We start from the raw sequence: 25,916 nt of genomic DNA, 5'->3' as shown, positions 1-25,916 counted from the left end.
CTATTCGTAAATATTTTGACCCGCCTCGGCGAGCAGGGAAGAGCGGTCAAGGACAGTGATTTTCCCGCGCTTCTTCGTGATCCATCCGGCTTTTTCGAATTGCTGCAAGACGCGGTTCAAATGGCGGTAACTGGTACCGATCAAATCGGCTATATCGATAAGCGACGCGGAGTCGAGTTGTGGCTGCTTTGGCGTCATCGACAATAAGTAGCTCGCCAAACGCACGTCTACAGGATAAAACAGATTGAAATTCATTGCCTGCGATTTCATTTTGAACTTCTGTGTGATGGTCCCCAGAAGGAATTGAAGCCAAGGAACATGGTTCTCCATTTCTTTACGTAAAACCTCATAGGGAATCCGGATGACCCGTGAATCCGTGACAACTTCCACTGTATTGATTAACGGGCATTGCTGAATGTATTCAATGTCACCAACCAGATCGAAAGGCGTTTTAAAAGCCAGAATCAGGCGCTTCCCTTCAGGAGACAGCATGGAAATCTTCAGTTTTCCTTCCACCAGCAAATACAGTGACTGTGAAATGTCGCCTTGAGACAATAAGCAATCTCCTAATGCCAAGTTTTCCAGCTGCATTTACCGCTGAACGCGTTCCGGGAACACAGATGCTATTCCATATTGATTGAGGTAATCATGGATGGTTTGTTCTCGATTCTTCACCATTTAAGAACGACAACTCCCACGATCATCAACAGCAGCCCGGCAATCTGCGTTACACCGATCCGTTGTTTGGCCATGTCAAACCAGCCTTTGGCGTCAACCAATACGGCTGCCAGCAATTGGGCAATCAGGAAAATGCCGATGGTCAACGTCACGCCCATTCGGTGGACAGCAGTCATGTTGGTGTAGAGCACGATAGCGGCCAGCAGCCCGCCGGAAGCGTAAAGAAGCGGCACGTTTTTCAAGTTCCAGTAAGATCGGTCACGCAGCACAATGACAATCAATATTGCCAGCACAAAGCCGGTGAACTGCGTCATCGTGGCAGCTTGCCAAGTGCCGATGCTGCCGCTGATTGTGGCGTTGGCGACGCTTTGGAAGGTCAGGAAGAACCCACCCGCTAATGCAAAAAAGATTCCTTTCAAGCGCTTCACACCCTTTCTTTGGCTATAGTTTACGATATCAAAAAAAAGGACATATGTCCTTTTGGGTGCAAGGAAAGATTAACTGTTTTGCAGAAAGTTTGATTGGAACATAATCAGCGAAAAAATATACGATGAATTTTTCAGATGAATCGATTCTTTATGTTTATAATAGAAGAACACAGCCTATTTGAAGGAAAGCAAGTATTCAACTACAAAAAAGTTGCCGAGTAAGAGCGGGTGAAAAAACAATTAAGGTCATCTTTATGAAACAGGCTGCTAAAAAGGAGGAAATGCTTTGTCACTATCTGTCGGAGATATCATTACATTCGAACGGACATTTACGAAAGAAGACATAGAATTATTCACTAAGGTTTCTGGGGACTACGGAAATCATCACCTGACGCCCGACGAAGAAGGCAGGCTGGTTGTGCAAGGTCTATTGACAGCCACGTTGCCGACAAAAGTGGGTGGAGATAACAATGTACTGGCACGCACCATGAACTTTGAATTTCTGCGTCCCGTTTTTTCTACAGATACCATTCGTTGTGACGTGAAAATCGATCGCTACGATCGATTGGAAAACAGGCGGACGGCGATAGAAGCTTCCTTCAGCTGCAAAAACCAATTTTCTAAAGAAGTGTTGATCGGTGGATTTGCAGGCATCATTCTGCCTGTCTAACGGCAGTCAGCTTAACAGAATTGCGACTAACCGCAAGTTCAGCAGAAATTATTTAGCCGCGAGAAATCATTTATGGTAAGCTACTGACATAATGTCTTGACGGAATAGAGGGAGTTGCAGCGGGAAGCTGCAACCCCGTTTCCCGATGATCAAGAGCGGAGCGAATAGCCATGTTAAAAGAACAAACAAGATATTCGAGGCTGGCTGAATTGACGAAAATCATCAATACCAAGCTGGAATTGAACGACATGCTGCAGCATGTCACTACAGCAATATCTGAAGAAATCGTCCAATGCGATTCTGTCGGAATTTATTTGCCGGGTGAAGATGGAGTATACAGAGGGATGGCTGGTAAACCCGACTTCATCAATAACGAGATGATCACTGCACAACTGATCGATTTTGAAGCAGATGCATTTGCTAGACAAGTCATGGAAACTAAACAAACAATTTATATTCCAGATACGTCCATTGATTCGCGTCCGGATCCAAGGTCGGTGGCTGCGTTCAATATCAAATCACTGCTAGGGCTGCCGATCATTTATGAACAGCATTTATACGGGCTGATTTTTTTGTTTGATTGCGGAAAGCGGATGAATTTGACGGAAATTGAGATCCAAAGCATTGAAGCGTACGTCAATATGGCGGCTGTCGCTATTCAGAATGCCAACAACTTGAAACAGAAGGAGTACTTGATTGCGGAGAAGCAGCTGTTGCTTGATGCAAACCGGGAACTATCCATGTGTTCAACCATTCCGGAAACCTTGGATACGTGTTTTCATTATTTGGGCAAGACGGTAGATTGCAATAACGTCGCAGCTTTTCTTCGAGACCCAGAACAAGAAGGAAACCTCAGTTTCAAGAAAATGGGCAAAGATTCCGAGTGGTCTGAAGATGAATGGAAAAGAGCGCTTGAAGATATTCAAACCAACCAACAGACGGACCATGTGATTCATGAAGTCATGGTCAACCGGACAGTCAAATTTATCCCAAGTGAGGAAAGGTGCAGGCTGTTGTTGATTCCGATGATTTCCAAAGGAGAGGTCTTCGGATTTATCGCCATTGCTTGCCTGATGGAGACGCTGCAAGCCGATGAAAAATCACAGGTCCATTTAGCGCATTCCATTGTTGATGCTACAGCGCTGACTTATTCGAATCTAACGTATATGGACCAGCTGGAGCTGCGTGTGGCCAGGCGGACCAATCAGTTGGCAACTGCCAACGACAAAGTAACGAGTCTTATTGGCAGCATCACGGATGGATTTTTTGCACTCAATAAGGAATGGGAGTTCATTTACATCAATGAACATCAATACCTGCCTAAAGGAAAAACTTTTAAAAATGTACTCGGGGAAAGCATTTGGACAGTTTACTCCGATACACTCAATCCGGTTCTGCATGAGGAACTCCATCGGGCAATGGTCGAGAGAGTCCCTGTCCAGTTTGAAGTGTCTTCAGCAAATGGCTGCTGTTTTGAAGTGGTTGCCTATCCCTTTGATGACGGTATTTGCTGCCTGTGCAAAAATACCACCGAGAAGAAATATGAAATGGAATTGCAGCGTTTGTCGAACCTCGAGCTGATCGGCCAGATGGCAGCCGGAATCAGCCACGAAATCCGAAATCCGATGACCACCGTCCGGGGATTCCTGCAATTGCTGACAGGTGAGCAAGGATTAGAGAAATACAATACGTACTTTGATTTGATGATTGATGAACTCGATCGCGCCAACTCGATTATTTCTGAGTTTCTATCCATCGGCAATACACGTTCTTCGGATATGAAAATGCAGAATCTGAATGCCATTATCTATGACATTGCACCTCTTTTGGAAATCGATACTTTCAATCAAAATAAGGCGATTGAATTCTTTACACAGCCGATTCCTGAAATGTTGCTGAACCGGGATGAAATCCGCCAATTGCTCATTAACTTATGCCGCAATGGCTTAGAAGCCATGGAGCCGGGCAAGTTGCTGACAATCCGAACGTATATGGAAAATGAAAATACACCTGTTCTGGAAATCCGTGATCAAGGCGGAGGAATAGACAAGAACGTATTGAAAAAAATCGGCACACCTTTCTATACCACAAAAGACAATGGAACCGGACTGGGCCTTGGGGTAACCTATGCCATCGCCGCACGCCACAACGCGCAAATTGATGTTAACACGAGCGATGAAGGGACCGTGTTCTCCGTCAGATTTCGACAGGATGGCTAGATGAGGAAATTTGTACTTTGATAACAGGAACTGCTGGATGCCAGATTGATGATAAAAGAAACAGCAAAAGAGGAAGAGCCCGTTTGGGTTCTTCCTCTTTTGGATATCGTAAATTAGTGCCTGGATCAAGGCATCAAAAATGGCGGTGAACCCGGACTGTGGCCTGAAGCGAAGTCCAGCAATGGAATCACATAGGCAATGGCGATTGAAAGTGTGGCAAGCACCACCCATATCGACCAGCGGTCCATGAATAAAGGCGAAGCGTCTTTCGGATTGTAATCCTCGCCGATCGGAAAATCAGTATCACCTTTTGGTGCGAAAAATGCCAATTGAATCCAGATATAGACCAACAGCAGAATGCCCACGAACAGGATAACACCACCCATGGCCATGAACATTTCATAAAGCGCCCAGTCAGAAGCGGCACTGTGGCCGTTATACGTCGTATTCGCAGTCCGGCGCGGGCTGCCAAGTAAGCCATTGGCATGCATGGCACCCGACATAAGCAACATGCCGCAAGCCCAAATGATGGTTTGGGCGATGCCCAGTCGGTTAAGGTTCCTCGTCAGTTTTCTTCCGGACAGATATGGAATCAACCAATAGGATATGCCGAAAAAAGTCAGCATGACCGTCGTGCCGACAGTCAAATGCAAGTGGCCGGTAACCCAGATCGAGTTATGGACCACTTGGTTGACCTGGTTGCTGGCATTGATGATGCCACCAAGCCCAGCGGGAATATAAGCAAGCATCGCGACGATCAAAGCGAAAAAGCGTGCATCGGACCAAGGCAAAATTTTCCACCATCCTAATAAACTCGTCACGCCTTTTGCCCTTCCGGAACGCTCCATGGTTGCGAGCATTGCAAAAGCTGTCATAAGGGAAGGGAAGATAATCATAAACGTTTGGATGACATGCAAGAATTTCAATTCAACCGACAGTCCTGGGTCGAGGATCTGGTGGTGGAACCCACCAGGTACATTGGCAACCACAAGAATGACGACTGCGACACGTGCCAGTGAATCACTGAACACTTTTCCGCCAATGATTTTCGGCATAGAGACATACCAGGCAGAAATAGATGTCAGCATCCAAATGTTGACGAGTGTATGGCCGAACGCCCAAAACAAAGTACGCCCCATCATTGGATCGATGGTCGGCACCCATCCGAATGCCCAAGGAATGACCATTCCGACGACGAATACAGCGATAAAGAGAGAAGCGAAAACCCACAGAACAAAAACAGCATTCGAGAAGAAGGCAAATAGTGGAGTCAGCACGCCCGGATTTCGTTTTCTCCAACTCTGGTAGGTGATGAACATCCCGATGCAATTCAACAGGATTCCAACGACCAGAAGAGCCAGTCCGATGTAGAACCATGGATGTGCCTGCATCGGTGTATAGAATGTGTAAAGAACGTTAGCGTCGCCAGCCAAGATGAAGAAGGCGGCGATGATTGTTCCAGCAGCCATTAGCGCAAATCCGGCCCATCCGAAAGCAAGTGTCTTATCGGCGAGACCGCCCAGTACACGCGAAGTTCCTGCGTACAAGTATCCGATACTGAAGAAAGAACTTAATACCAAAACCAATAGGACTCCGTGAGCCGTTAAAAGTGCATAATAGCTGATCCAGGAAGGCAGTTCCAAAAATCCGCTGCGGACAAATCCCTGCAACAAGCCTGCTGCTCCGCCGACCAGCAAAGCGATAAAAGCGATGGACAAATTAGCAATGGACAAATGGAAATCCCGCTTTGAGATGCCGGCTGCGACATCTTCATTTACGGCTGCCCCTTTATGGCGAGTGTGTATATCGGTGATATGCGTCATGGTTTCCCCTTCTTTCTGATAGAATTGATTCGGGTAAATCAGAGCGATCTGCATTTGTTTAGTTGACTGTAATGGTATTGGCCATGTATTCATGCCCTAGGCCACAGTATTCGTTGCATAAGATCAAGTATTCACCAGGCTGATCAAAGGTATGGCTGACTTTCGAGATATGGCCGGGCACCACCATGACGTTCACATTGGTGTCGGTGATCTTAAAGCCATGTGTGACATCCGGAGAGGCCAAGGTAAAATGCACCGTCGCACCAGCGGGTATTTCCAAGTCTCCAGGCTGGAATGAAAACATTTCAGCCACAATGGCGATTTCGTATTCGTTGTCGCCAATCTCCTTCAGTCCGGCATCTGCAAAGATTTCCGATTCTTTGACAGTTTGCGGATCAATCATCTCAGCATGGCTGGGCGGACCCATTTCAAGGTAAAAAGTTTGAATCGCTAAAATGGCCAAGAATACCAATAAGATAAGAGAGCCGATAATTAACCATAGTTTTTCATAACGATGGATATGCATGCGTGACAGTCTCCTTTCTAAATTCGGGAGTAAACCGTTAATTTTAATTGCGCTCCAAGAATAATAAGAATACGCTGAACCAGGAGATAAGCATAAAAACCGCGATAATCAAAACGGATACAAAAGTGCCGCTCAAGGAAGTTTCATCGTATTTCTTGCGTGTGTTGCTCTTTCTGTTTGTAGAAGAAGAATCATTCATTTTAAGTTCCTCCTTTCCTAATATTTACATTAGAGAACCGGATGGCACGTTCTATAAAGGCATAACTAAATGAAAATAATATTATTTGAATTATCTGAATTTTACCAAAAATACACACTCTTTGGAAGAGGAATCTGCTTTCTTTTCGAGTTAGCACGACTAATAAGTAAAAGGAAAAGCTAAAAAAGATTTCATTGATTGTTTATCATACCGAAATCCATCCCACATAACCTTGACCTGCGTCAAGGAAATCCTGTCATTTTTATTTTTTAAAATTACTGGGAAATCGTCTTTTCCGGTCAATTTGGCCATAAAAAATGGTGCAGCTAAAAGTTGATGCAGGTCAACGCTATCGATAAGAAATTTGGGTATACTACAGTAAACAAACAGAAAAAAAAGCTTGGAGGAGATTCCTATGCTGGTAATCATGTCTCTCGTTCTTATTGTTACAGCCATTTTAATGCTCATCATTTCCGTTGAAGTCAGCGGGGCAGATGACAAGTTGTAAAGCAAATTGTTAAGCTTTGGATTATTGCGGGAATGAAAATGAAAACGAAGAGATCTCGCTTATAAAAGCGAATCTCTTTTTTTGTTTTAAAAGTAAACTTTCAACGTGAGCAAAAAAAATTAAGTATTGCAATTTATATTCTTAAAAATGATATGATTATTCCAATTAAGCGCTCGACTGACGTCATTAAAACTGCTGAGAAATTGTCGACAAGAAAGCTCGCCTTGTAATAATACAGAATAGAGAAGCGCTGAAGTGCGAAGGCAAGCTTCAGGTAAAGGGGGTGGCCAGATGAAAGAAAAATTAGTATTCTCGTTTCTGGTCGTCCTGACGACTGGGTTGATGGGGTCTTCGTTTGTGGTAGCCAAAATCGGCTTAACCTACATATCGCCTTTGTTGCTGGCAGGTCTTCGTTTTGTCATTGCTGGCTGCATCATGCTGGTCTTTGTGCGTTTGTTCAAAAGAAAGCAGCCTGCCAACAAAGGCGAATGGGGCAAGCTGATCCTGATCGGCGCCATCCAAACAGCCGGCGTCATGGGATCAATCTTTTTGAGCCTGCGCACTATTACGTCCGGTGAATCCGCGATTTTAACTTTCATGAATCCCTTATTGGTGGTATTGATCGGCACTCTGGCACTGGGCATCCGGTACCGAGTGGTTCAATGGACAGGTGTGCTTTTGGGTTTTGCCGGGGTCTTCATTGCCATGGGAAGCCATTTGACGATTGAAATCGGTACGTTTCTCGGATTTTTGAGCGCTGTTTTTTGGTCGGTTGGGACATTGATTATCAAGAAATGGGGTGGGCTGTTCGATATTTGGGTCATGACTGCCTATCAGATGTTTTTTGGCGGGCTTATTTTGCTGGTCGGGTCGGTTTTCCTGGAAACGTCCCGTCTGGTCATCAATTCAAGCTCCATTTTGATCTTGTTATGGCTGGCCATCCCGGCTTCAATCATCCAGTTCACGGTGTGGTTCTACCTGCTGCAAAAAGGTGATTCCGGAAAAGTGAGCGCGTTTCTGTTTTTAGCTCCTTTATTCGGCATCCTGTTCGGCTGGCTGGTTCTTGGAGAGCAGCTTGGATTGCCTTTACTAATTGGAGGAAGCTTGATTTTTGCAGGGATTTTCCTGGTGAACTGGCCGGAAAAACAGTTGGCGGAAGAAGCTGCTGCATGATAAGGGCTTGAACACAAAAGGCAGGTACATAACGTGATCGATACAAAATAAAAAACAAGCGAGAAAGGATGCAAACGGTGTTGGTAAATATCATTGGCAAAAAAGTGAAACTTGAAAAAGCAACAGCAGCCCAGATGGATCGCATCTATTACTGGCGTTACGAGGAAAAACAGTAGGAAGCGAAGAAGTGGAATGGGCCTTACATTCCGGAACCCTGGCTGAGTAAAGACCAGCACCGAAAACAATGGATGGAAGAAGAGGAAATCACAAATGGCGTTCCCGCTTCGCTCGTCATTACAGCAGATGAGAAAACGATCGGCTACGTCGGAGCTTATTGGATCGACCGCCATACAGATTGGGTGGAGACAGGCATTGTCATATACGACACCCAGTACTGGAACGGTGGGTACGGCTCCGAAGCCTACCGGTTGTGGATCGATTTTTTATTCGACTTCACAACACTTCACCGTCTTGGCATGTCTACCTGGTCCGGCAATGAGCGGATGATGAAAGTGGCGGAGCGGCTGGGCATGAAAGAAGAAGCGCGGATTCGAAAAGCACGCGTCGTGGATAGCAACTACTTCGATGCCATCAAGATGGGGATGTTGCGTGAAGAATGGCCAGCGCAATCATAAATGCAAAAAAGGAAAAGCGATGGCCTTGGAGGCATCTGCTTTTCCTTTTTTTATTAGGTAGAATACAGCCTGAAATTATTCAGACAGCGAAATATGTAAAGACTGCCAGCAATATCGATGTAATGGTCATTGCAGCGAGCGGCAGCATGGCACGTTCACGCAAATCGCGCAAGCTGACCGTCAATCCAAGCCCAACCATCGCAGCCGTCAGGAGCCAGGTAGTCGCTGTCGATACAAACTCCTGCAACTCTTGCGGGAATGGAATCGATTGGCCAAAAACATAGCTGCCTAAAACGCTCAATAAGAGAAAGCCGAGAAGAAACCAGGGGAACTCAATTTTTGCGTTTGTTTCCTGATTTTTGTCTTTTCGTTTCATCAGAAAAATGAAAATCAAGCAAAGAGGAACGAGCAGGAAGACACGCCCCAATTTCCCCAATAACGCAATTGCCAGACCGTCTTCACCAGCGGGCGCTCCGGCTAATGCCACATGGGCAATTTCGTGCAGGCTGATGCCGACCCACATGCCGTATTGGACATCATCAAGCGGCAAAAACGGACGAAGAATGGTGTATGAAATAGCGAAGACCGTGCCGACAAGGGCGATGATGCCGACACTGATTGCCGTGTCTTCGTCTTTAGCTTTGATGATCGGGGCGATTGCGGCAATCGCAGCCGCTCCGCAAACTCCGGTTCCCACACCAAGCAACAGGGAAATGGTCTGATCGGCTTTAAAGCGTTTAGCCAGCCATACCGTCAGCAGGATAGCGAAAGCAATGACAACCATATCCCGCAGCAACAAGCCAAGTCCATCACTGAGGACGATGTCGATGTTCAGTTTCAATCCATAAAGAATGATGGCGACCCGCAATAGGCGTTTTGAGGAAAACACAATGCCGGAACGAATGGCATTCGGATAACCGGAAATCTGCCGGTAAAAAACCGCAATGATGATGGCACAAGCAAGTTGGCCGACTTGGTTGAAGCCAGGGATTTGAGCCAATAAATAGCCGAGAAAAGCCAAAAGAAAAGTAAATAGCACTCCGCTAATCCAGGCAGCAGTTGGTGATAAACCGGTGGAATTGGATTGTGCAGGTTTATTATAATGTGCAGACATGATGAAACCTCCTGCAGTTAGTATAAAAAACTTCTATACATTAGTAAAATAACGATCTAATATGATTATCATAAGCAAAAGCATATAAATGATTGGAGGATAAAGATGGATCAGCGCTTGGAAGTATTTCTCAAGGTAATCGAAAAGAAGAATTTTTCGAAAGCGGCAGAAGAGCTGCACATGACACAACCTGCCGTCAGCCAGTATATCCGTTCATTGGAAGAAACAACAGGCGTCAAATTACTGGAACGGACAAACAAATATGTGCGGCTGAACAAAGCGGGAGAAATCGTCTACCACCATGCAATCGAAATCAAAGAGCTCTACGCGAAAATGAATCATCTTCTTGATGACCTCACCAACAAAGCGAGCGGATCGATTGCCATTGGTGCCAGCTACACATTCGGAGAATACTTGCTGCCGCAAATCATCGCAGAAGCAAAAGAGCAATTTCCGGATATCAAGCCAACTGTCACCATAGGCAACACCACTACCATTGCCGGGCTCGTCCTCAGCCATCAATTGGATGTCGGCATTGTAGAAGGCCATTTCAAAGGAGTCCAGGAGTTGAAGACTGAACCTTTTGCAGAAGACCGGATGTTTGTAGTCGCTGCTGCTGATCACCCTTTGGTGCAGCGCACTAAGCCCATAAAAGTAAAAGAGCTGATTGAAGAAACCTGGATATTGCGGGAACTCGGTTCAGGGACAAGGGAAGCATCAGAAGCTGTCTTTAAGAAATTTTCGATTTTACCTCCGTCCCTCATGCACTTCAGCAGCACACAACCCATTAAAGCCATGGTCGAAGCGGGAATGGGCATCAGCTTGGTTTCCGAGTGGGCGATTCAAAAAGAGCTGCGCTACGGAGACTTAAAGGTTCTGAATGTGGAAGGTCTTCCATACACCAGGGATTTTTCGATCGTGACAAGATCGCCTTTCCAAACAAAAGCCCTTTCTGCCTTTCTGGATTTGCTGAAGAACCATAAAGAACTGACAGACTTCAAAATTTTGTGATCTGCAGGAGTTTTATTTATTCGCAGTGATGTCTGGGAAAGATGAAGAATGAATGCACTGAAAAGTATATAGAATTGCAAAGAAAGAAGATGCTGCCAATACTGCATCTTCTTTTTATTTCCTTTTCAGCCGATTTTCTTGAAATTCGTATCTTGCAATATTGTAAGGTAAACGTCATCTGGAACAAACGATAAAGTGAATAGCCTCTTTTATACTAAAGTTACTAAAGTGCTCCGTGAGCAAGAGCAGCTTTACATAAAATGTTAAAGGCAACTCATGAAAGAACGAAGAGAGGAGAGATTGCATTGAAGAAAACCTTATCAGTATGCGCCGCAGCAATCATGGCAGGGGCATTAATGTCTGGCTGCAGTTTTTTTCAAAAAGCGAATGGAATCATTTTGTACGGGGATGAAGTGAAGGTAGCCGAAGCATTGGAACAGGAGAAGGATGAGTTGATCGACGAGAGCCAATATCCGATAAAAATAGTGGCCGAAGCAGGCGAATGGATGATGGTTTTGAGTGAAGAGACAGCTCAAGCTATTGCGGACAAAGAATTGTTGAGAAAAGTCACCACCGGAGATAAAACAGAAGCCATCTCATCGGTTGCAAAGCTTTCTGAAGGGGAGGCCGTCGTGTATGCAAAAACCGAACAGGAACAATTGAACTTGGATGGCCAAAACCTAAAGGCAAGCTATGGCGGCAACTCGATCATCGGTGATGGCAGAGCATACGTCGAGAAATTTTTGATCGTCGACGATGCTGATTGGCCGAAAATCGAAGGAGAAGAAAAGTTCATGGCAATCATGGAATACAAAAAAGATCCCAGCATCAAACTGATGGACTTTGATGTAGACGACACCCAACTGGTTAGGGTAGTGGAATAAACAAGCATTACACAATGGTTTAGGAATTTATTTTTTATTAAAAGGGAGAATGGAAATGTGCGGGTTTACGGGGTTTATTGGAAAAAAAGCTGACATGAAAACAGATTTGACGAATATGATGGATCGGATTATACACAGAGGTCCTGATTCAGCGGGAGAGTTTATCGAAGGGGATGCAGCTCTCGGCTTCAGGCGCTTGAGTATCATCGATTTGGAGACCGGAGGACAGCCTTTTTATAACGAATCCAATTCGTTGGTTGCGATGGTTAACGGCGAAATTTATAATTTTTTGGAACTCCGTAAAGAGTTGATGGACAAAGGGCATGTTTTTGAAACAGCGTCAGATTGTGAAGTGATTCTTCATGGCTATGAAGAGTATGGAGAAGCCATTCTGTCCAAATTGCGTGGCATGTTCGCTTTTGTCATTTGGGACCGGATAAACAAGAAACTAATTGCAGGGCGGGATATGTTCGGCATCAAACCGCTTTATTATGGGAAAATGAAGGATACGTTCTTTTTTGGATCTGAAATCAAAAGTTTTCTTCCGCATCCAGGTTTCCAGAAAGCGTTCAATCAAGACGCTTTGTTGCCTTATCTTTCATTCCAGTACTCTGTTTTGGATGAAACTTTTTTTAAAGGGATATTTAAATTACCGGCTGCCCATTATTTGGTCTATGAAAAGGGAGAAGTTACGCTCCAGAAATACTGGACACCTGATTTTCAATCAAGCGACCGGAAACTGGAGCAGCTGGTGGATGAAATCGATGAGACCATTCAGGAATCCATCCTCAGCCACCGTGTCAGTGAAGTGAAAGTCGGATCGTTTTTGTCGAGTGGTGTTGACTCCAGTTATGTGGCTTCCGTATTAAAGCCGGACAAAACGTTTACAGTAGGATTCAGCGACCAAAATTTCTCGGAAATCGACAATGCGAAACTATTGTCAGATGAACTGGAGATCCAAAACAACCATGCCGTACTGGATGCGGATGCCTGCTTTGGGCAATTGGAAAATATTCAGTACCAAATGGACGAACCGCATGCAGATCCATCGATCGTGCCGCTGTACTTTCTGGCCGAACTGGCCAAAAAAGACGTCACCGTCATTCTATCGGGGGAAGGGGCAGATGAATTGTTCGGTGGGTATGAAGCCTATGACATGACACCGTTGATGAAAAAGTACGGGAAAATCCCGAGCATCGTCCGTAGACCCGCAGGAAGAGTTGCTTCCAAACTTCCCGAAATGCGCGGCAAACAATTTTTGATGCATGCCGGTCTCCCTGTTGAAGAATGGTTTATCGGACAAGCGAATATATTCAGTGAGACGGATGCGAAAAGGATCGTCAAAGAACCGTTTCAGCACGGTCCGTCCATTAAACAAATCGTTACTCCCTTTTACAATCAAGTAAAAGACAAAGACAATTTGACGAAAAAGCAATTTCTGGATATGAATCTATGGCTGGTGGGCGATATTTTATTGAAAGCCGATAAGATGAGCATGGCCCATTCACTCGAGGTGCGTGTGCCTTTCCTGGATAAAAAAGTGATGGCTATCGCAGAACAAGTTCCTTCCAAATACCGGATCACTAAAATGGAAACAAAACATGCGATGCGCCTTGCAGCGCGAAAAGCCCTTCCTGAATTTTCTGCTGCCCGCAAGAAAATCGGTTTCCCGGTGCCGATCCGCAATTGGATCCGGGAAGAACGATTTTACCGCCAAATTCAAGAGTATTTCTTAAGTGCGGATGCTGCCGACTTTTTCAATACAGATGAAATCATGCTGTTGTTGAACGACCATTACGAAGGGAAATCCAATAACGGCCGTAAAGTATGGACAATTTTCACTTTTCTGATTTGGTACAAGCGCTATTTCCGTCTCGAAGAACAAGTTGTAGCTCATCGTGAACCGATGTTGGTCGGTGCAGCAAACTAAAGATTGCCATACCAGTCATCTTATCTGTTGACTGGTATTGTTGTATGCCGATAAATAAGGAATAATATAGAAGACCGTTTAATAGCGGTAAATAGATAGATGATAGATACCAGCCAAGGGAGCGCTTTAGTTGAACACTCACAACACGGGAGAAAGAATTATTACAGCTTTAAAAAGAAAGATCGTAACGGCACTTGTCAGTAGTTTGTTGTTCGCCTTTATTTTTTCAGTAGCTGGCGGATTTGATTTTTCAGTAAATGGATTCGCAAACATGTATTACTTGAATTTCATGTTTGCTGTTTCCTATGGATTGGCTGCTTCTCTCTTTAGTGACTGGATCAGCAGAAAGATTAGCAAGAAAACGGTGACACGTGAAATTATTTCGCTCGTTTTCCATTGTTTATTTGGATCCATCTTATTGGTGATGAGCCTGGTGTCCGCTATTTCCTTCTTTACAGTGGACCGGTTATTGACGAGGGTGAAAATCGGATGGGCTACGGTTATCATTGCATTAGCTGCCGTAGTGCTGGTTTTCGTCATTTTGCTCAACAAATAGCAGTAAAAAAGCAATAAACGGGAAATTAAAACTCATTGATTGAATAGAGTCCGGCGCAAGCGATTCGTTAATGCTTGTGCCGGGCTTTACGTATAACTAAAAACTTAATGTGCGAAATAACTTTTCGATCTGTTAAAGGGATCGGATTCGGTTTTGCTATTGATTGATTGCTTGAACGGATTTTTAGTAGAATTAGGAGAAAGAAAGGAAGTGCCTAAAAATGGAAATGAAAATCTTCATTGTAGAGGACGATCTGGCCATTTTTCAATCATTAAAAGAAAACTTGGAAAAGTGGGGCATGCACATTTCAGGACCGGAAAACTTTCAAGACGTCATGTCTGATTTTAGGGGAGATGAACCACACTTAGTCATTATGGATATCCAATTGCCGGTTTACGACGGGTTTCATTGGTGCCGTGAGATTCGTTCGATTTCGAAAGTGCCGATTATTTTCCTGTCTTCACGCGATCACCCAATGGACATGGTTATGGCGATGCAGATGGGAGCGGATGACTATGTTCAAAAACCGTTTCACTCGGATGTCCTGCTTGCGAAAATACAAGCCACATTGAGAAGAGTGTATTCTTATGGAGAAGAATCTCCTGACACCATGGAGTGGAACAGGGCATTGATCGATTTGAAACGCGGCATGATTCGTTTGGATGGGCAAGAAGAAGAACTGACCAAAAATGAATTTTTCATCTTGACTGTTTTGGTGAAGGCAAAAGGAGAAATCGTCTCCCGTGATGAGTTGATCCGAGCTTTATGGGATGATGAACGATTCGTAAACGACAATACCTTGACGGTCAATATTACACGGCTTCGCCAAAAACTGGCGAATCTGGGTTTAGGGGAAGCGATACTGACGAAAAAAGGGCTGGGTTATGTAGCCGTTACTTCATGATGGAGGGATTTTATGTTTTTCAGCTATATAAATGATATGAAAAGCTGGATATTCTTTTTTTTCCTGTCTCTCTTGTCAGCTGATTTGTTGCTGTGGTTGGATCCAGGAATTGACGTGGAAATTTCTTCGCTGGTTTACGTAAATGCATTACTGCTGATTGCTTTTATTGCATTTATCAGTTGGCGGTACTACCGGGAGACAGCGTATATTCGGCAGTTGGCATTACTGGAAGAAGAAACGGAGACTGACTGGTACGAAGCTTTGCCTGACCCAATATTCGAGCGCGATGAACAGGTAAACGACATTTTGCAAAGTGCAGGCATTTCGTTCTCTAAACAATTGAGTGAAGTTCGGCAAAATACGATTATCCAAGATGATTATATCGCCGGATGGGTTCACGAAGCGAAAGCCCCGCTTACCGCCATGAAACTCGTTATTGATGCAAACCGCAAAGATCCGCAAATACGCAAAATCGAAGCAGAATGGCTGCGCATCTTTTTATTGGTCGATCAACAATTATACATATCCCGGCTGTCCTCTTTAGAATCGGATTATGTGTTGGAGAGAGTTCCTCTTCAAGAAATCATAGCCGCAGAAGTACGGGAGCTGATGTCTTGGTGCCGGGAAAAGAACTTGGCAATTGAAATCGAAGGCTTGGAAACGAACGTTGTGACAGACAGGAAATGGTGTCGTTTTATAGTACGCCAGATTTTGTCGAATGCTGTGAAATACAGCCCGAGAGACGGTACCATTTTTATTACGACACGCACAGAAGCCGGAGGACATTGCATTTTGTCCATCAAAGATCAAGGAGCGGGCATACCAGATCATGACATGCCGCGTATTTTCGATAAAGGTTTTACAGGGGGCATGGGTCGGCTCCATAATACGGCGACCGGGCTCGGGCTTTACCTGGCCAAAACAGTATCCGAAAAAATCGGCATCCGGCTGTCGGCGATTTCAACAAAAGGCAAAGGGGCGACTTTGGAAATGGGATTCACAATGGAAAACGATTTTGATCAAATTCGCAGGTGACAACATTGTCACTTTGTACACCCTGTTTGTCATGCGAATCAAACGACTGCCGAATTGTTACGCGGTAGTATAAGGATAGAAGAAAACAGGGAGGCAAAAAGCATGGCACTTTTAAAAAGAAAATCAAAAACTACTGACCAAATCTCGAAAAAAACGGTCTTATATGCTCAAAATGTCCGAAAATCATTCGGTTCGAAGGGCAATGTCCAGCAAGTATTGAAAGGAATAGATCTGCGCGTAGAAGAAGGCGAATTTGTTGGAATCATGGGCGCTTCCGGCGCCGGCAAAACAACCTTGCTCAATATTCTTGCGACGATCGACCGGGCCACGGAAGGGACGATCCTCATCAGCGGCTCGGATATTTCGAAGATGAAAGATGCCGCCATGGCCGCATTCCGAAGAAACCAGCTGGGCTTTATTTTTCAGGATTATAACTTGCTGGATACCTTGACCGTTAAGGAAAACATTTTGCTGCCGGTGTCACTCGGCAAAATGAGAAAGAAGTTGGCGGAAGCGGAATTCCGTACGATCGCCGATATATTGGGAATTGCAGATCTTGCCGATAAATACCCGCATGAAATCTCAGGCGGACAAAAGCAACGCACTTCTGCAGCGCGTGCACTGATCAATCAGCCTTCAATGGTCTTTGCGGATGAACCGACTGGAGCGCTCGATTCCAAATCCGCTTCATCGTTGCTTGGCACCATGGCAGATATCAATGAGAAGCGTGGCGTAACGATTATGATGGTTACCCATGATCCACTGGCTTCAAGTTATTGCAGCCGTGTTGTGTTCCTGAAAGACGGCAATATCTACACGGAGCTCTATAAAGGAGATAAAACGAGACAAGCTTTTTTCCAGGAAATTTTAAATATTCAAGCTGTGCTCGGAGGTGAAAGCATTGACGCTCTTTGATCTCGCTTTCCGCAGCATGCGCAAAAACATCAAACATTATTATTTATACTTTTTCGCACTCATTTTCAGTGTGGTGCTGTACTTCGTTTTCGCTACGTTGCAGCACGACCCTGCGGTTCTTGCGCAAAACGAACAGATGAGTACGGCTTTTCTGGCAGCAGGAATCCTGCTGATCTTTATTGCCGGCATCTTTGTGGTCTACGCCAACTCGATTTTCCTGAAAAGAAGAAGCCGGGAAATTGGGCTTTACCAGTTGATTGGATTGAAAAAAAGAGTCGTTGCACGACTTTTGGTTATTGAAAATTTCTTGATGGGCATCGCAGCACTTGTATTAGGGATTATTGTGGGAATGTTGGTATCACGTGTTTTCCTATTGCTGCTCATGAAGCTGATCGGTTATGACCTGATGATCGATGTTTCGTTTTCAATGACTGCTGTCATTCAAACCGTTTTTGTTTTCATTGGAATTTTCATGTTTACGACCATTCAAATGATTTCCACCGTTTACCGCAACACCCTCTTGTCCTTGTTCAACACAGAAAAAACCGGAGAGCACCCGAAAAAACCGAAAACCAGAAATGCAGCTTTTCTGGCGATTCTCGGCATCGCCTTAATCGTTTTAGGTTATCTCATTTCGGACAATATGCTGAATGATTTATTTCTTTTTAATATACTGGCTGTATTAGCATCAATTGGTGTAGGGACCTACCTGATTTTCCGCGTCACCATCGGTTGGGTATTTTACAAAATCCGTGATGGAAAAGCAGGCCATCTAGGCTTATCCAACAGTTTATCTTTGGCTCCATTGATGCACCGGTTAAAAGGGAATGCGAATTCGTTGACCATCATCACGATTCTTTCGGCCATGACATTGACGATGCTTGCTGGCGCTTATTCTTTCTACTATGCCACTGAACATGAAACCCGTTCGCAAATGCCTTTCGACTTCATTTTTGAAAAAAATGAAACAGAGGCTACTGAATTGAGCAAAGAGTTTGATGAAAAAGGAATTTCATATACCCATGGGGCCATTGACTTGCTCGTGTTATTCGGTCGGATGGAAGAAGGGGCGATGCCTGTCCCGAGCAATGAATTGTATATCGCCATTGTCAGCGATAAGCAGTTGCAGCAAGCTGGAAGTGACATAGAAGCTCCTGCGGATGGATCGGCAATTTTCTATAGCACTTCATCGATTTCCATGTTCAGAGATGTGATAGAAATGCCGTTGACACTGCATTTAGCTGATGACGAAAAGACCACAATCGAAATCGCAGAATATGCGGAAGGCAACAGCATCAATGGGACGATGCTTTACTCTCAATTAGTGGTTAATGAAAGCACCTATGAGCAGTTAAAAGATCAGTTTACAGCGACAGGCCAGGCGGAAATGAGCCGGGTAGATGGATTTACCATTACCGATTCAGCGGATCTGGAAGCGGCGTCTGAGATTTATGTGCAACGCTATAATACAAGTGGGCACATTGACTATTATTCAGCTTACCAGAGAGCGATTGAAACGAATGGACTGTTGATTTTCATATCGGGCTTTTTAGGACTCGTATTCTTGATCTCGACAGGCAGTATTTTGTACTTTAAACAAATGACGGAAGCTGAACAGGAAAAGAAAAGCTATGGCACCTTGCGCCAGCTTGGATTTAGTGTGAAAGATATCATGCGCGGCATTATCAAAAAACAGGTTTTTGTTTTTGGCTTACCGCTTGTACTTGGGTTAGTGCATGCCATCTTCGCCATTAAAGTGCTGTCTTCTTTCTTCCAATCAGACATCGCCTTTGCAGCTTTTGTTGCTATGGCCATGTACACATTAATTTATCTGATCTTTGCTTTCTTGACAGTCGGCTATTACCGGAACACCGTAAAAAATGCCTTATAAGCATTAAAAGACGAAAGGAGTCAGCTCCTTTCGTCTTTTTTATTTTGCATCTCTTGTAATTGATTAATTCATGTGAGGGATTCACCGAGCAGTTTCACAAACGGACTTTTCAAATTAAAAATAAAAGGCAACATTTTTTGGCAAATTATGAACGATAATCTTTTCTTTGCGGCTTTATGTGGAGGTATACTGGAAGTAAGTTTGAGCTAGCATCAGTTACTGGCCAATAATGTGAGGCGAGGGATAGAATGTCGAATTTCGAAAGCCATCGAACAATAACGAAACAAAAAGGACAGAATACATTAAGAAGCAAAAAAAGAAAGCTAACGAAAATACTGTTTTATTTAGTGATGCTGATCGTTGGCTTAGGGGTGGGGATTTTAGTGTTTACCAATATCTATGCGACTTTTGGGAGCAATCCAAGCAAGGAACAAAAAGAAGTTTATGAAACCTTTGCGAATTATGAAGACGGCAAATTCATTAATCTGCCATCGGAAATCGTGGCTGCTGGCAGTCCCATCACAAAACAAGAGCCCAACTCAGCCAGTGATGAAAGGAGCCCAACCGGCCAAATTCCTCTATCGGAAATCGATTGGGACCAAATCAATGCTGAAGAAGACAGCCTGACTTGGTTGGGGCATTCTGCTTTTATCCTAAGTCTCGATAATAAGAAAATTTTAATTGATCCCATGCTGGGACCGGTAGCTTCACCGGTTTCCTTTATCGGGCCAAAGCGCTATAGTGACGATCTGTTGGATACGATCGAAGAGATGCCTCCTATCGATGCTGTCTTTATCACGCATGACCATTATGACCATTTAGATTATCAGTCCATCAAACGACTGAAGAGCAAAGTTGCCCATTTCTTTGTCCCTTATGGAGTCGGCAATCATTTGGTGAAATGGGGCGTTGAAGAAGATAAGATTACGGAATTGAATTGGTGGGATGAAACAGAGTTCCAAGGATTGACGATCGCCTTGGCTCCCGCCAAACATTTCTCTGGACGAGGAATCTTGAATCAAAATTCCACACTTTGGGGAGGGTGGGTGATTATCGGAAACCAATCCCGTTTCTATACCAGTGGCGACGGTGGCTATGATGCACATTTTAAAGAAATCGGTAATAAATACGGACCTTTTGATATCGCTTTAATTGAGGGTGGCCAATACGATAGCCGCTGGCCAGATTCACATATGCAGCCGGAAGAATCGGTACAGGCCAGTATCGATTTGAAGTCCGAAAACATGATGTTGATGCACTGGGGAGCATTTACTCTTGCGCGGCACAGTTGGTCGGATCCGATAGAACGGGCAGTAAAAGAAGCGGAAGCCAAAGAGGTAAAGCTCTTGACGCCGAAAATAGGAGATACGCTTCAATTGAATGAAAGCCTGTCGATTCCTGTTAGCGGCTGGTGGGAATAAGGGAGGAACAATATTTTTTATTTCTTAATCAAAGTAAACGCGGGAGAGAGATATCCCGTAAGAACATTGGAGTGAAAAAATGATAGATAAGGAATTACAAAAACAGATCACTGCATTGGTGTCTGACCGGAAGATAGAGACAGCTGAAAAGTTATTAATCAGCTATGTCGAGCAGAATCCCTATGACATTGAGGGATGGAATCGATTGATTATATTGGAAACATTGGTGCCAATTCAAGATTATGAACAGGCATCTGACTTTGCCAGGACTGCTCTGTATTACCACCAAAACAATTTGTTGTACTTCCTCCTGATTCTTTCATTTACTCCGTGGTACAAAGGAGAACTGGATGCCGAATTGGTGGAGCAAGCCGAAGAAATACAGAGAGAAGCCGATCCTGAAATGGCCTCCATTATTTCGCTGCTGCTTGCCGACCACTATCAGAGCAATGACAAGGCTCATTACGAATTCTTATTAAAAAGGTCAATCGAATATTATCCTTATATTGTTAGGAACTATACAGATTTAGGGCAGCATTATATGGGATATGGAAAAAAAGAGCTAGGGAAGAAAATGATCAAAAAAGGCTTATCCAACGTGAAGTTCGTTTACATAGACGGTGAAGAGGACGATTATGATGAGTTGGATATTATCCGGTACATCAATGAAATGATAACGGGCGTGTTTGCTACAGAATATAGCCATCGTGAATTAGAAAAAATGATGGAGGGTTGAGCCAAATAAAATATAAATTAATTCGTCGCTTAATGAAGTATAGGAGGATGATGAATGTTTACTGTTGAAGATTATATTCGTTCAATGAAAGCCAATCTTGAGGAGAAATCTGATTTAGTAGTCGAGAATCTGAAGAAGATTTCTACATACAATTTTTATTCGAAAATAAGTTTATTGGACTTCACTGCATACATTGAACCAACGAGATTTGAAGTATCAATCACCATGTTCTCAATGGACAATGAAGCTAACGAAATCTTTTTTGAAGGAACTGATCCATCGGTTTTTGCAGGAAGTACCACCGTCATCACAGACACAGCGTATTATCAGGTAAACGACGTTCAGTTGGATGATTTTTTTGATTTTTACGAGCAAAATGAAGAAACTCTGGTACCTGAAGAACAACAAATATTTGCTGACTGGTTCCATCAATGCTGGAAAAAAGCAGCTGGGCCTTCGGTAGGTTTGCCATCTTATTTTGTTTTTCACGATGAATATCGATCATACGACTTGAAAAATAGGCAATGGATTGATGACGATGAAAAATGGTCGTAAGCAACATATAAAATCATCGGCAATTTGTAATAAAAGATGATTTTCCAAGTTCCATGGCCAGAATGCTTTAGAGAAACTTTTATATTATGGGTAACAGGCAAAGAGGAAGGCAATGCTAATCAGCACTGCGCTTCCTTTTTCTCTTTACAAATAGACTATCACGAACATTTTTCTTTTATCATTAATCCTAATAAATAAGGGTGAAGTAATTGTTTCATCTGTCCATAGTGAGCACAAACGGACAGGATGGCGCATACGGCATTTGGTATGATCAGGATAAGGGGGGATGGCTATGGGGTGGATCGAATCGTTGCAGCGTGCCATTGATTATATGGAAAAGCATCTCGACGAACCGGTGACGATTGAGCAGATTGCCAAGCAGGCAAATTCTTCTGTGTTTCATTTCCAGCGGACTTTTTCGATTTTGACGGATTGTTCAGTAGCTGAATATTTGCGCAGAAGGCGTCTGACTTTAGCTGCCCAGGAATTATCAGCCACTGACCAGAAGATTATCGATATCGCTTATAAGTATGGCTATGATACCCCTGAAGCTTTTTCAAAGGCGTTTCGGCGGCAGCACGGGGTGTCTCCGAGTGAAGCCAGAAAGCATGTAGGAGAGCTGCAATCATTTAACCGCCTGGTAATCCAGGTAAATTTGAAAGGGGTGGATCCGATGAAATACCGCATTGTGGAAAAGGAAAGCTTCCGGGCAATTGGGGTGAAGCGCGAATTCTCATTACGGGATGGAGAGAACATGACGGGCATATCAAAGATGTGGATGGAGTTAAACGGAGACGGAACGAGTAAAGAGATTGCGGCACTGAAAGACGGAGAGATTGACGGCTTGTTGGGTATCTGTACGGACTACCAGGATGGCAAGGCGATGGACTACTGGATTGCTGCCGAAAGCTCACAGCAAGCACCGAAAGGCTTAATGCAGCTGGAGGTGCCAGCGGCTAAATGGGGCGTTTTCGAAGTGCGGGGAGCTATGCCTGATGCCATTCAAAAAGTATGGAAACAAATTTTTTCAGAGTGGTTCCCATCAAATCAATACGAGAACACAGGTACCGCTGAGATGGAAGTTTATCCTGAAGGAGATCCATACAGTGATGATTATGTATCGGAAATCTGGATCCCATTAACACGAAAGATGTAAGGGGAAGGAATTGCCAGGAGCTATTCAGAAATTTAAAGATGGTTGTACAGTGGATAGATCACTTTACAATCATCTTTATTTATTCCGTTAAGAGAGGTTCAGTACACCCGCGTCTTGATTAATGCGATTTATTTACTAATGATGATGGATAACTTGTAATTTACAAAATCACTCAACCCTACCAAAAATTCATCCAGTCTTTCGTTGGAGGGAAATTTGCATTCCAGGAGGTAACAACTGTCTCCACTGATTTTATAGTTCTGAATGACAAAAGGAGCTTGTGCTTTTATATAGGAAAGATAGGGCTCGTGGTGGTTGCTTTTCATGATTACACTGATCATTGCATGTACAAAGTAGCCCATCTTCAACTGGTTCACTTTAATGGTATATCCTTCAATTATGCCCGCAGTTTCCAATTTTAACACCCTTGCAGAGGTGGCGGGGCTGCTTAAATGAACTTTTTCACTTAACTCTTTCATGGTGATTCGGCTATTCTTAGAAAGTTCATCCAAAATTCGCAAATCCGTCTGATCCAAGATTTTTTCAATTCCTTTCGTTTGTAAAGTCAAAGCGGCAAAAGACTTTATTTAATCTATATAAATTCGAATTGGGTCTAGTATACAATGATTGGACACCATACAAAAGGAGTTGGAATTATGAACATCCATCACATTCGTAACGCGACCTTAGTTGTAGACTATGCAGGGAAAAAGTTTCTAGTTGATCCATTTTTATCAGAGAAAGGAACGCTTCCGCCTTTTCCAAATTCAGCGAGACAAGACCAGAAAAATCCGCTTGAGAGCTTACCCGTATCCATTGATGAAGTAATTGGTGGAGTAGACGCCGTAATTGTTACGCATACCCATTTGGACCATTGGGACGATGCAGCAAAAAATGCGTTGCCGAAAGACACGAAATTGTTCACGCAAAATGAAGAAGACAAAACCGAGATTGAAAGTGCTGGTTTTACTAACATCGAAGTTCTTCAGGAAGATACGGTATTTGAAGGCATCCAACTGATCAAAACAAAAGGGGAACATGGGAGAGGCGAGATCTTGAAGATGGCCGGCCTTGTATGCGGCGTTGTCTTTAAGCATGAAGATGAAAAAACCCTTTATGTAGTTGGAGACACAGTATGGTATGAAGAAGTACAGAAAACCATCGCTGTCCATAATCCGGAAATTATCATAGTAAATGCAGGAGACAACCAATTCCTTCAAGGCGGTTCACTTGTCATGAACAAAGAAGATGTTTACGAAGTGCATAAAGCTGTCCCGAAAGCGAAGATTATTGCTGTTCACATGGAGGCAGTCAACCACTGGACATTATCAAGAAAAGAACTGAAAAAATTTGCTCAAGAAAAAGATATGTCTTCAAATGTATTTGTACCAAATGATGGAGAATCTTTTTCATTTTAAAATAACATTCAATGAAAAAAACAAAAAGCCTATCTAATTTTATAAAAAGAAAGAATAAGCTCAAATAAGAAATTGCCCTTAAAGGTGGAGTTTCAGTTATGAGCTAATTGGCTGGCGTGAGCCCGGAAGTGTACCGGACTCTTGCTGGTCATTTTTTTGCTTATCCACTACTTTAATGTGTCTAAACCAGCTTCAGCAGTTGCTGTTTTCGAAGAACTTTTATTTCTGCATAAAAAAATACACAAACACCTTTACATACTATAGGGGGGTATAGTATATTCATTTTGAGAAGTTGATCGTGCAACTGGATGTCATAGATATAAAAAGGAAAGTGAGGGTCTATAAACTAAGAGTACGGTAACCTGAATGGTTCATATTCTGCCACAATCAACGGCGGTAATACTGACGCCGTATGCGTAGCAGGCGATTAGAATAAAAGTACTTACTTCATTATTCGCAGCATTGAGAAATACTCTTGCATATTTGCCGGCAACAACAGCGTCGGTGTCTGCAGTGGGATCCGAAAAGTCGGGTCTTACCTCAGGTCTGTACAATACGTTTTATCAAATAGGATCTGCAATCGGATTGGCCGTTATGGTAGCGGTTGCCGGAGCGGCTTCAGCTTCAAGTGGTTCCGCTGATCCGATTGCGGCGTAAAATGTAGGATTTCACCAAGCGTTCTTTTGGTCAGCAATAGCAGCATTTGCGGGTGCGGTACTGTCACTCATATTTGTACGTACTCCTGAGTTGGCACAAATTCCGGTAGAGGAATAAACGATAGATGATTTCACTTTCAACATAAAGAGTAGATTTCTAAACGAATCAGTTGCTTTGACATAAAATTGTTATTTTTGTATTATACGGGTACAGGGTATATTGATTCGGGAGGCTCAAATTATGGAAGAGAACATTAAAACTACAGTGCAACCTAATAAGCAGCAATTATTGAACCGGTTGAAACGGGTTGAAGGGCAAGTTCGGGGAGTTCATCAGATGGTGGAAAATGATCGCTACTGTGTGGATATTTTGCATCAAGTCAGCGCCATTCAATCTGCGATGAATAAAGTATCTCTCGCTTTATTGGAAGACCACACACACCATTGTGTAGCCAAAGCCATCAAAGAAAATAAAGGCGAAGAAGCGATCAGTGAACTGATGGATGTTATGAAAGCCATGACCAAGTAAGAGAAGAAGTGAAATAATCTGAAAATCCGAAATAGGCGGATCAACTTCAAGAAAGTCAAATCTTAGGGGGAATAATGATGAACGAAACGTTGAAAGTAAAAGGCATGTCTTGTGGACATTGTGTCAATGCGGTTGAATCGAACGTAAGTAAACTGCAGGGGGTTTCATTGGTAAAGGTGGATCTTAATCAAGGTGAAGTTGCCGTGGAATTTGATGATGGTAAAACATCAATAACTGAAATTCATGAAACCATTAAAGAACAAGGATATGAAGTGGTATAAGAGTGCTGAACAGCACTCTTTCCTTTTAAATTAAATATACCCCTATGGAGTATTTAGAGGAGGGA

The 25,916-nt window shown here is 43.5% G+C and carries 26 protein-coding genes and 1 pseudogene; 20 read left to right on the top strand and 7 right to left on the bottom strand.

The features are described 5' to 3' along the window. The gene (locus QMA01_RS05415) at positions 1-591 is read right to left on the bottom strand and encodes a Crp/Fnr family transcriptional regulator (protein WP_290214489.1); all 591 of its coding nucleotides are present in this window, start codon (positions 589-591) and stop codon (positions 1-3) included. Between the two features lie 80 nt (positions 592-671). Beyond that, entirely contained in the window at positions 672-1,097 is a 426-nt protein-coding gene (locus QMA01_RS05410) for a DMT family transporter (RefSeq protein WP_290214488.1), read from the bottom strand. Positions 1,098-1,392: 295 nt separating this feature from the next. Here QMA01_RS05410 and QMA01_RS05405 point away from each other — a divergent pair, with 295 nt between their 5' ends. Both QMA01_RS05405 and QMA01_RS05400 read left to right on the top strand, forming a co-directional pair. Continuing rightward, the gene (locus tag QMA01_RS05405; protein ID WP_191715786.1) at positions 1,393-1,776 is read left to right on the top strand and encodes a hotdog family protein; all 384 of its coding nucleotides are present in this window, start codon (positions 1,393-1,395) and stop codon (positions 1,774-1,776) included. Positions 1,777-1,946: 170 nt separating this feature from the next. After that, entirely contained in the window at positions 1,947-3,995 is a 2,049-nt protein-coding gene (locus QMA01_RS05400) for a GAF domain-containing sensor histidine kinase (RefSeq protein WP_290214487.1), read from the top strand. 125 nt (positions 3,996-4,120) lie between these two features. Here the strand turns inward: QMA01_RS05400 and QMA01_RS05395 are convergent, their stop codons facing one another. Genes QMA01_RS05395 through QMA01_RS05385 form a run of 3 tightly spaced genes read right to left on the bottom strand, consistent with a single transcriptional unit; the run spans position 4,121 to position 6,543 of the window. Continuing rightward, on the bottom strand, positions 4,121-5,818 hold the full coding sequence (locus QMA01_RS05395) for a cbb3-type cytochrome c oxidase subunit I (protein ID WP_290184952.1): 1,698 nt from the start codon (positions 5,816-5,818) through the stop codon (positions 4,121-4,123). Between the two features lie 58 nt (positions 5,819-5,876). After that, positions 5,877-6,344, bottom strand: coding sequence for a cytochrome c oxidase subunit II (locus tag QMA01_RS05390; protein ID WP_191715783.1), 468 nt, complete (start codon positions 6,342-6,344; stop codon positions 5,877-5,879). Between the two features lie 43 nt (positions 6,345-6,387). After that, positions 6,388-6,543, bottom strand: coding sequence for a cytochrome c oxidase subunit 2A (locus QMA01_RS05385; protein ID WP_203339889.1), 156 nt, complete (start codon positions 6,541-6,543; stop codon positions 6,388-6,390). A gap of 799 nt (positions 6,544-7,342) precedes the next feature. Here QMA01_RS05385 and QMA01_RS05380 point away from each other — a divergent pair. Both QMA01_RS05380 and QMA01_RS05375 read left to right on the top strand, forming a co-directional pair. Continuing rightward, the gene (locus QMA01_RS05380) at positions 7,343-8,224 is read left to right on the top strand and encodes a DMT family transporter (protein WP_290214486.1); all 882 of its coding nucleotides are present in this window, start codon (positions 7,343-7,345) and stop codon (positions 8,222-8,224) included. Positions 8,225-8,304: 80 nt separating this feature from the next. Next, positions 8,305-8,859: pseudogene (locus tag QMA01_RS05375) on the top strand (GNAT family N-acetyltransferase). Between the two features lie 79 nt (positions 8,860-8,938). On the opposite strand, the gene QMA01_RS05370 reads toward QMA01_RS05375, so the two are convergent. Further along, on the bottom strand, positions 8,939-9,973 hold the full coding sequence (locus QMA01_RS05370; protein WP_290214485.1) for a YeiH family protein: 1,035 nt from the start codon (positions 9,971-9,973) through the stop codon (positions 8,939-8,941). Positions 9,974-10,078: 105 nt separating this feature from the next. On the opposite strand from QMA01_RS05370, the gene QMA01_RS05365 reads away from it, so the two are divergent. From QMA01_RS05365 to QMA01_RS05310, 12 genes are all read left to right on the top strand, one after another. After that, positions 10,079-10,984 carry a LysR family transcriptional regulator gene (locus QMA01_RS05365; protein ID WP_290184945.1) on the top strand — a complete coding sequence of 302 codons (906 nt, stop codon included), beginning with the start codon at positions 10,079-10,081 and terminating at the stop codon, positions 10,982-10,984. A 305-nt stretch (positions 10,985-11,289) separates the two neighbouring features. Then, positions 11,290-11,868 (top strand): lipoprotein BA_5634 family protein, encoded by a 579-nt coding sequence (locus QMA01_RS05360; protein ID WP_191715778.1) that lies wholly within the window; start codon positions 11,290-11,292, stop codon positions 11,866-11,868. 55 nt (positions 11,869-11,923) lie between these two features. Continuing rightward, positions 11,924-13,798, top strand: a complete 1,875-nt coding sequence (gene asnB, locus QMA01_RS05355) for an asparagine synthase (glutamine-hydrolyzing) (RefSeq protein ID WP_290214484.1) — start codon at positions 11,924-11,926, stop codon at positions 13,796-13,798. Positions 13,799-13,928: 130 nt separating this feature from the next. Then, positions 13,929-14,354 carry a hypothetical protein gene (locus tag QMA01_RS05350; protein ID WP_191715776.1) on the top strand — a complete coding sequence of 142 codons (426 nt, stop codon included), beginning with the start codon at positions 13,929-13,931 and terminating at the stop codon, positions 14,352-14,354. 220 nt (positions 14,355-14,574) lie between these two features. Next, positions 14,575-15,258 (top strand): response regulator transcription factor, encoded by a 684-nt coding sequence (locus QMA01_RS05345; RefSeq protein ID WP_284700309.1) that lies wholly within the window; start codon positions 14,575-14,577, stop codon positions 15,256-15,258. A gap of 12 nt (positions 15,259-15,270) precedes the next feature. Next, positions 15,271-16,293, top strand: a complete 1,023-nt coding sequence (locus tag QMA01_RS05340; protein ID WP_290214483.1) for a sensor histidine kinase — start codon at positions 15,271-15,273, stop codon at positions 16,291-16,293. A 102-nt stretch (positions 16,294-16,395) separates the two neighbouring features. Continuing rightward, entirely contained in the window at positions 16,396-17,208 is an 813-nt protein-coding gene (locus QMA01_RS05335; protein WP_290214482.1) for an ABC transporter ATP-binding protein, read from the top strand. Further along, entirely contained in the window at positions 17,186-19,099 is a 1,914-nt protein-coding gene (locus QMA01_RS05330) for an ABC transporter permease (protein WP_290214481.1), read from the top strand. The genes QMA01_RS05335 and QMA01_RS05330 overlap by 23 nt, the downstream gene beginning before the upstream one ends. Positions 19,100-19,434: 335 nt before the next feature. Continuing rightward, entirely contained in the window at positions 19,435-20,520 is a 1,086-nt protein-coding gene (locus QMA01_RS05325; protein WP_290214654.1) for an MBL fold metallo-hydrolase, read from the top strand. Between the two features lie 79 nt (positions 20,521-20,599). Next, the gene (locus QMA01_RS05320) at positions 20,600-21,256 is read left to right on the top strand and encodes a hypothetical protein (RefSeq protein WP_290214480.1); all 657 of its coding nucleotides are present in this window, start codon (positions 20,600-20,602) and stop codon (positions 21,254-21,256) included. 54 nt (positions 21,257-21,310) lie between these two features. Next, positions 21,311-21,811, top strand: a complete 501-nt coding sequence (locus QMA01_RS05315; protein WP_290214479.1) for a hypothetical protein — start codon at positions 21,311-21,313, stop codon at positions 21,809-21,811. Positions 21,812-22,103: 292 nt separating this feature from the next. Next, the gene (locus tag QMA01_RS05310; protein WP_290214478.1) at positions 22,104-22,967 is read left to right on the top strand and encodes an AraC family transcriptional regulator; all 864 of its coding nucleotides are present in this window, start codon (positions 22,104-22,106) and stop codon (positions 22,965-22,967) included. A 128-nt stretch (positions 22,968-23,095) separates the two neighbouring features. On the opposite strand, the gene QMA01_RS05305 is transcribed toward QMA01_RS05310, so the two are convergent. Continuing rightward, positions 23,096-23,506, bottom strand: a complete 411-nt coding sequence (locus QMA01_RS05305) for an Lrp/AsnC family transcriptional regulator (RefSeq protein WP_290214653.1) — start codon at positions 23,504-23,506, stop codon at positions 23,096-23,098. Between the two features lie 117 nt (positions 23,507-23,623). Between QMA01_RS05305 and QMA01_RS05300 the strand changes: the two genes are divergently transcribed. The 4 genes from QMA01_RS05300 (at position 23,624) to copZ (ending at position 25,851) form a co-directional block, all read left to right on the top strand. Beyond that, positions 23,624-24,385 carry an MBL fold metallo-hydrolase gene (locus QMA01_RS05300; protein ID WP_290214477.1) on the top strand — a complete coding sequence of 254 codons (762 nt, stop codon included), beginning with the start codon at positions 23,624-23,626 and terminating at the stop codon, positions 24,383-24,385. 513 nt (positions 24,386-24,898) lie between these two features. Then, the gene (locus QMA01_RS05295) at positions 24,899-25,042 is read left to right on the top strand and encodes a hypothetical protein (RefSeq protein ID WP_191715770.1); all 144 of its coding nucleotides are present in this window, start codon (positions 24,899-24,901) and stop codon (positions 25,040-25,042) included. A gap of 240 nt (positions 25,043-25,282) precedes the next feature. Beyond that, positions 25,283-25,570, top strand: coding sequence for a metal-sensitive transcriptional regulator (locus QMA01_RS05290; protein WP_290214476.1), 288 nt, complete (start codon positions 25,283-25,285; stop codon positions 25,568-25,570). Between the two features lie 74 nt (positions 25,571-25,644). After that, positions 25,645-25,851: a copper chaperone CopZ gene (gene copZ, locus QMA01_RS05285; RefSeq protein WP_290214475.1), complete on the top strand. Its 207-nt coding sequence runs from the start codon at positions 25,645-25,647 to the stop codon at positions 25,849-25,851. Positions 25,852-25,916: the final 65 nt, after the last annotated feature.

It is taken from the genome of Planococcus notacanthi, assembly GCF_030407825.1.
In the GTDB taxonomy this organism is placed as follows: Bacteria; Bacillota; Bacilli; order Bacillales_A; family Planococcaceae; genus Planococcus; species Planococcus notacanthi.
The sequence above is the reverse complement of the archived record's forward strand: the minus strand, read 5'-3'. Positions and strand labels throughout refer to the sequence as shown.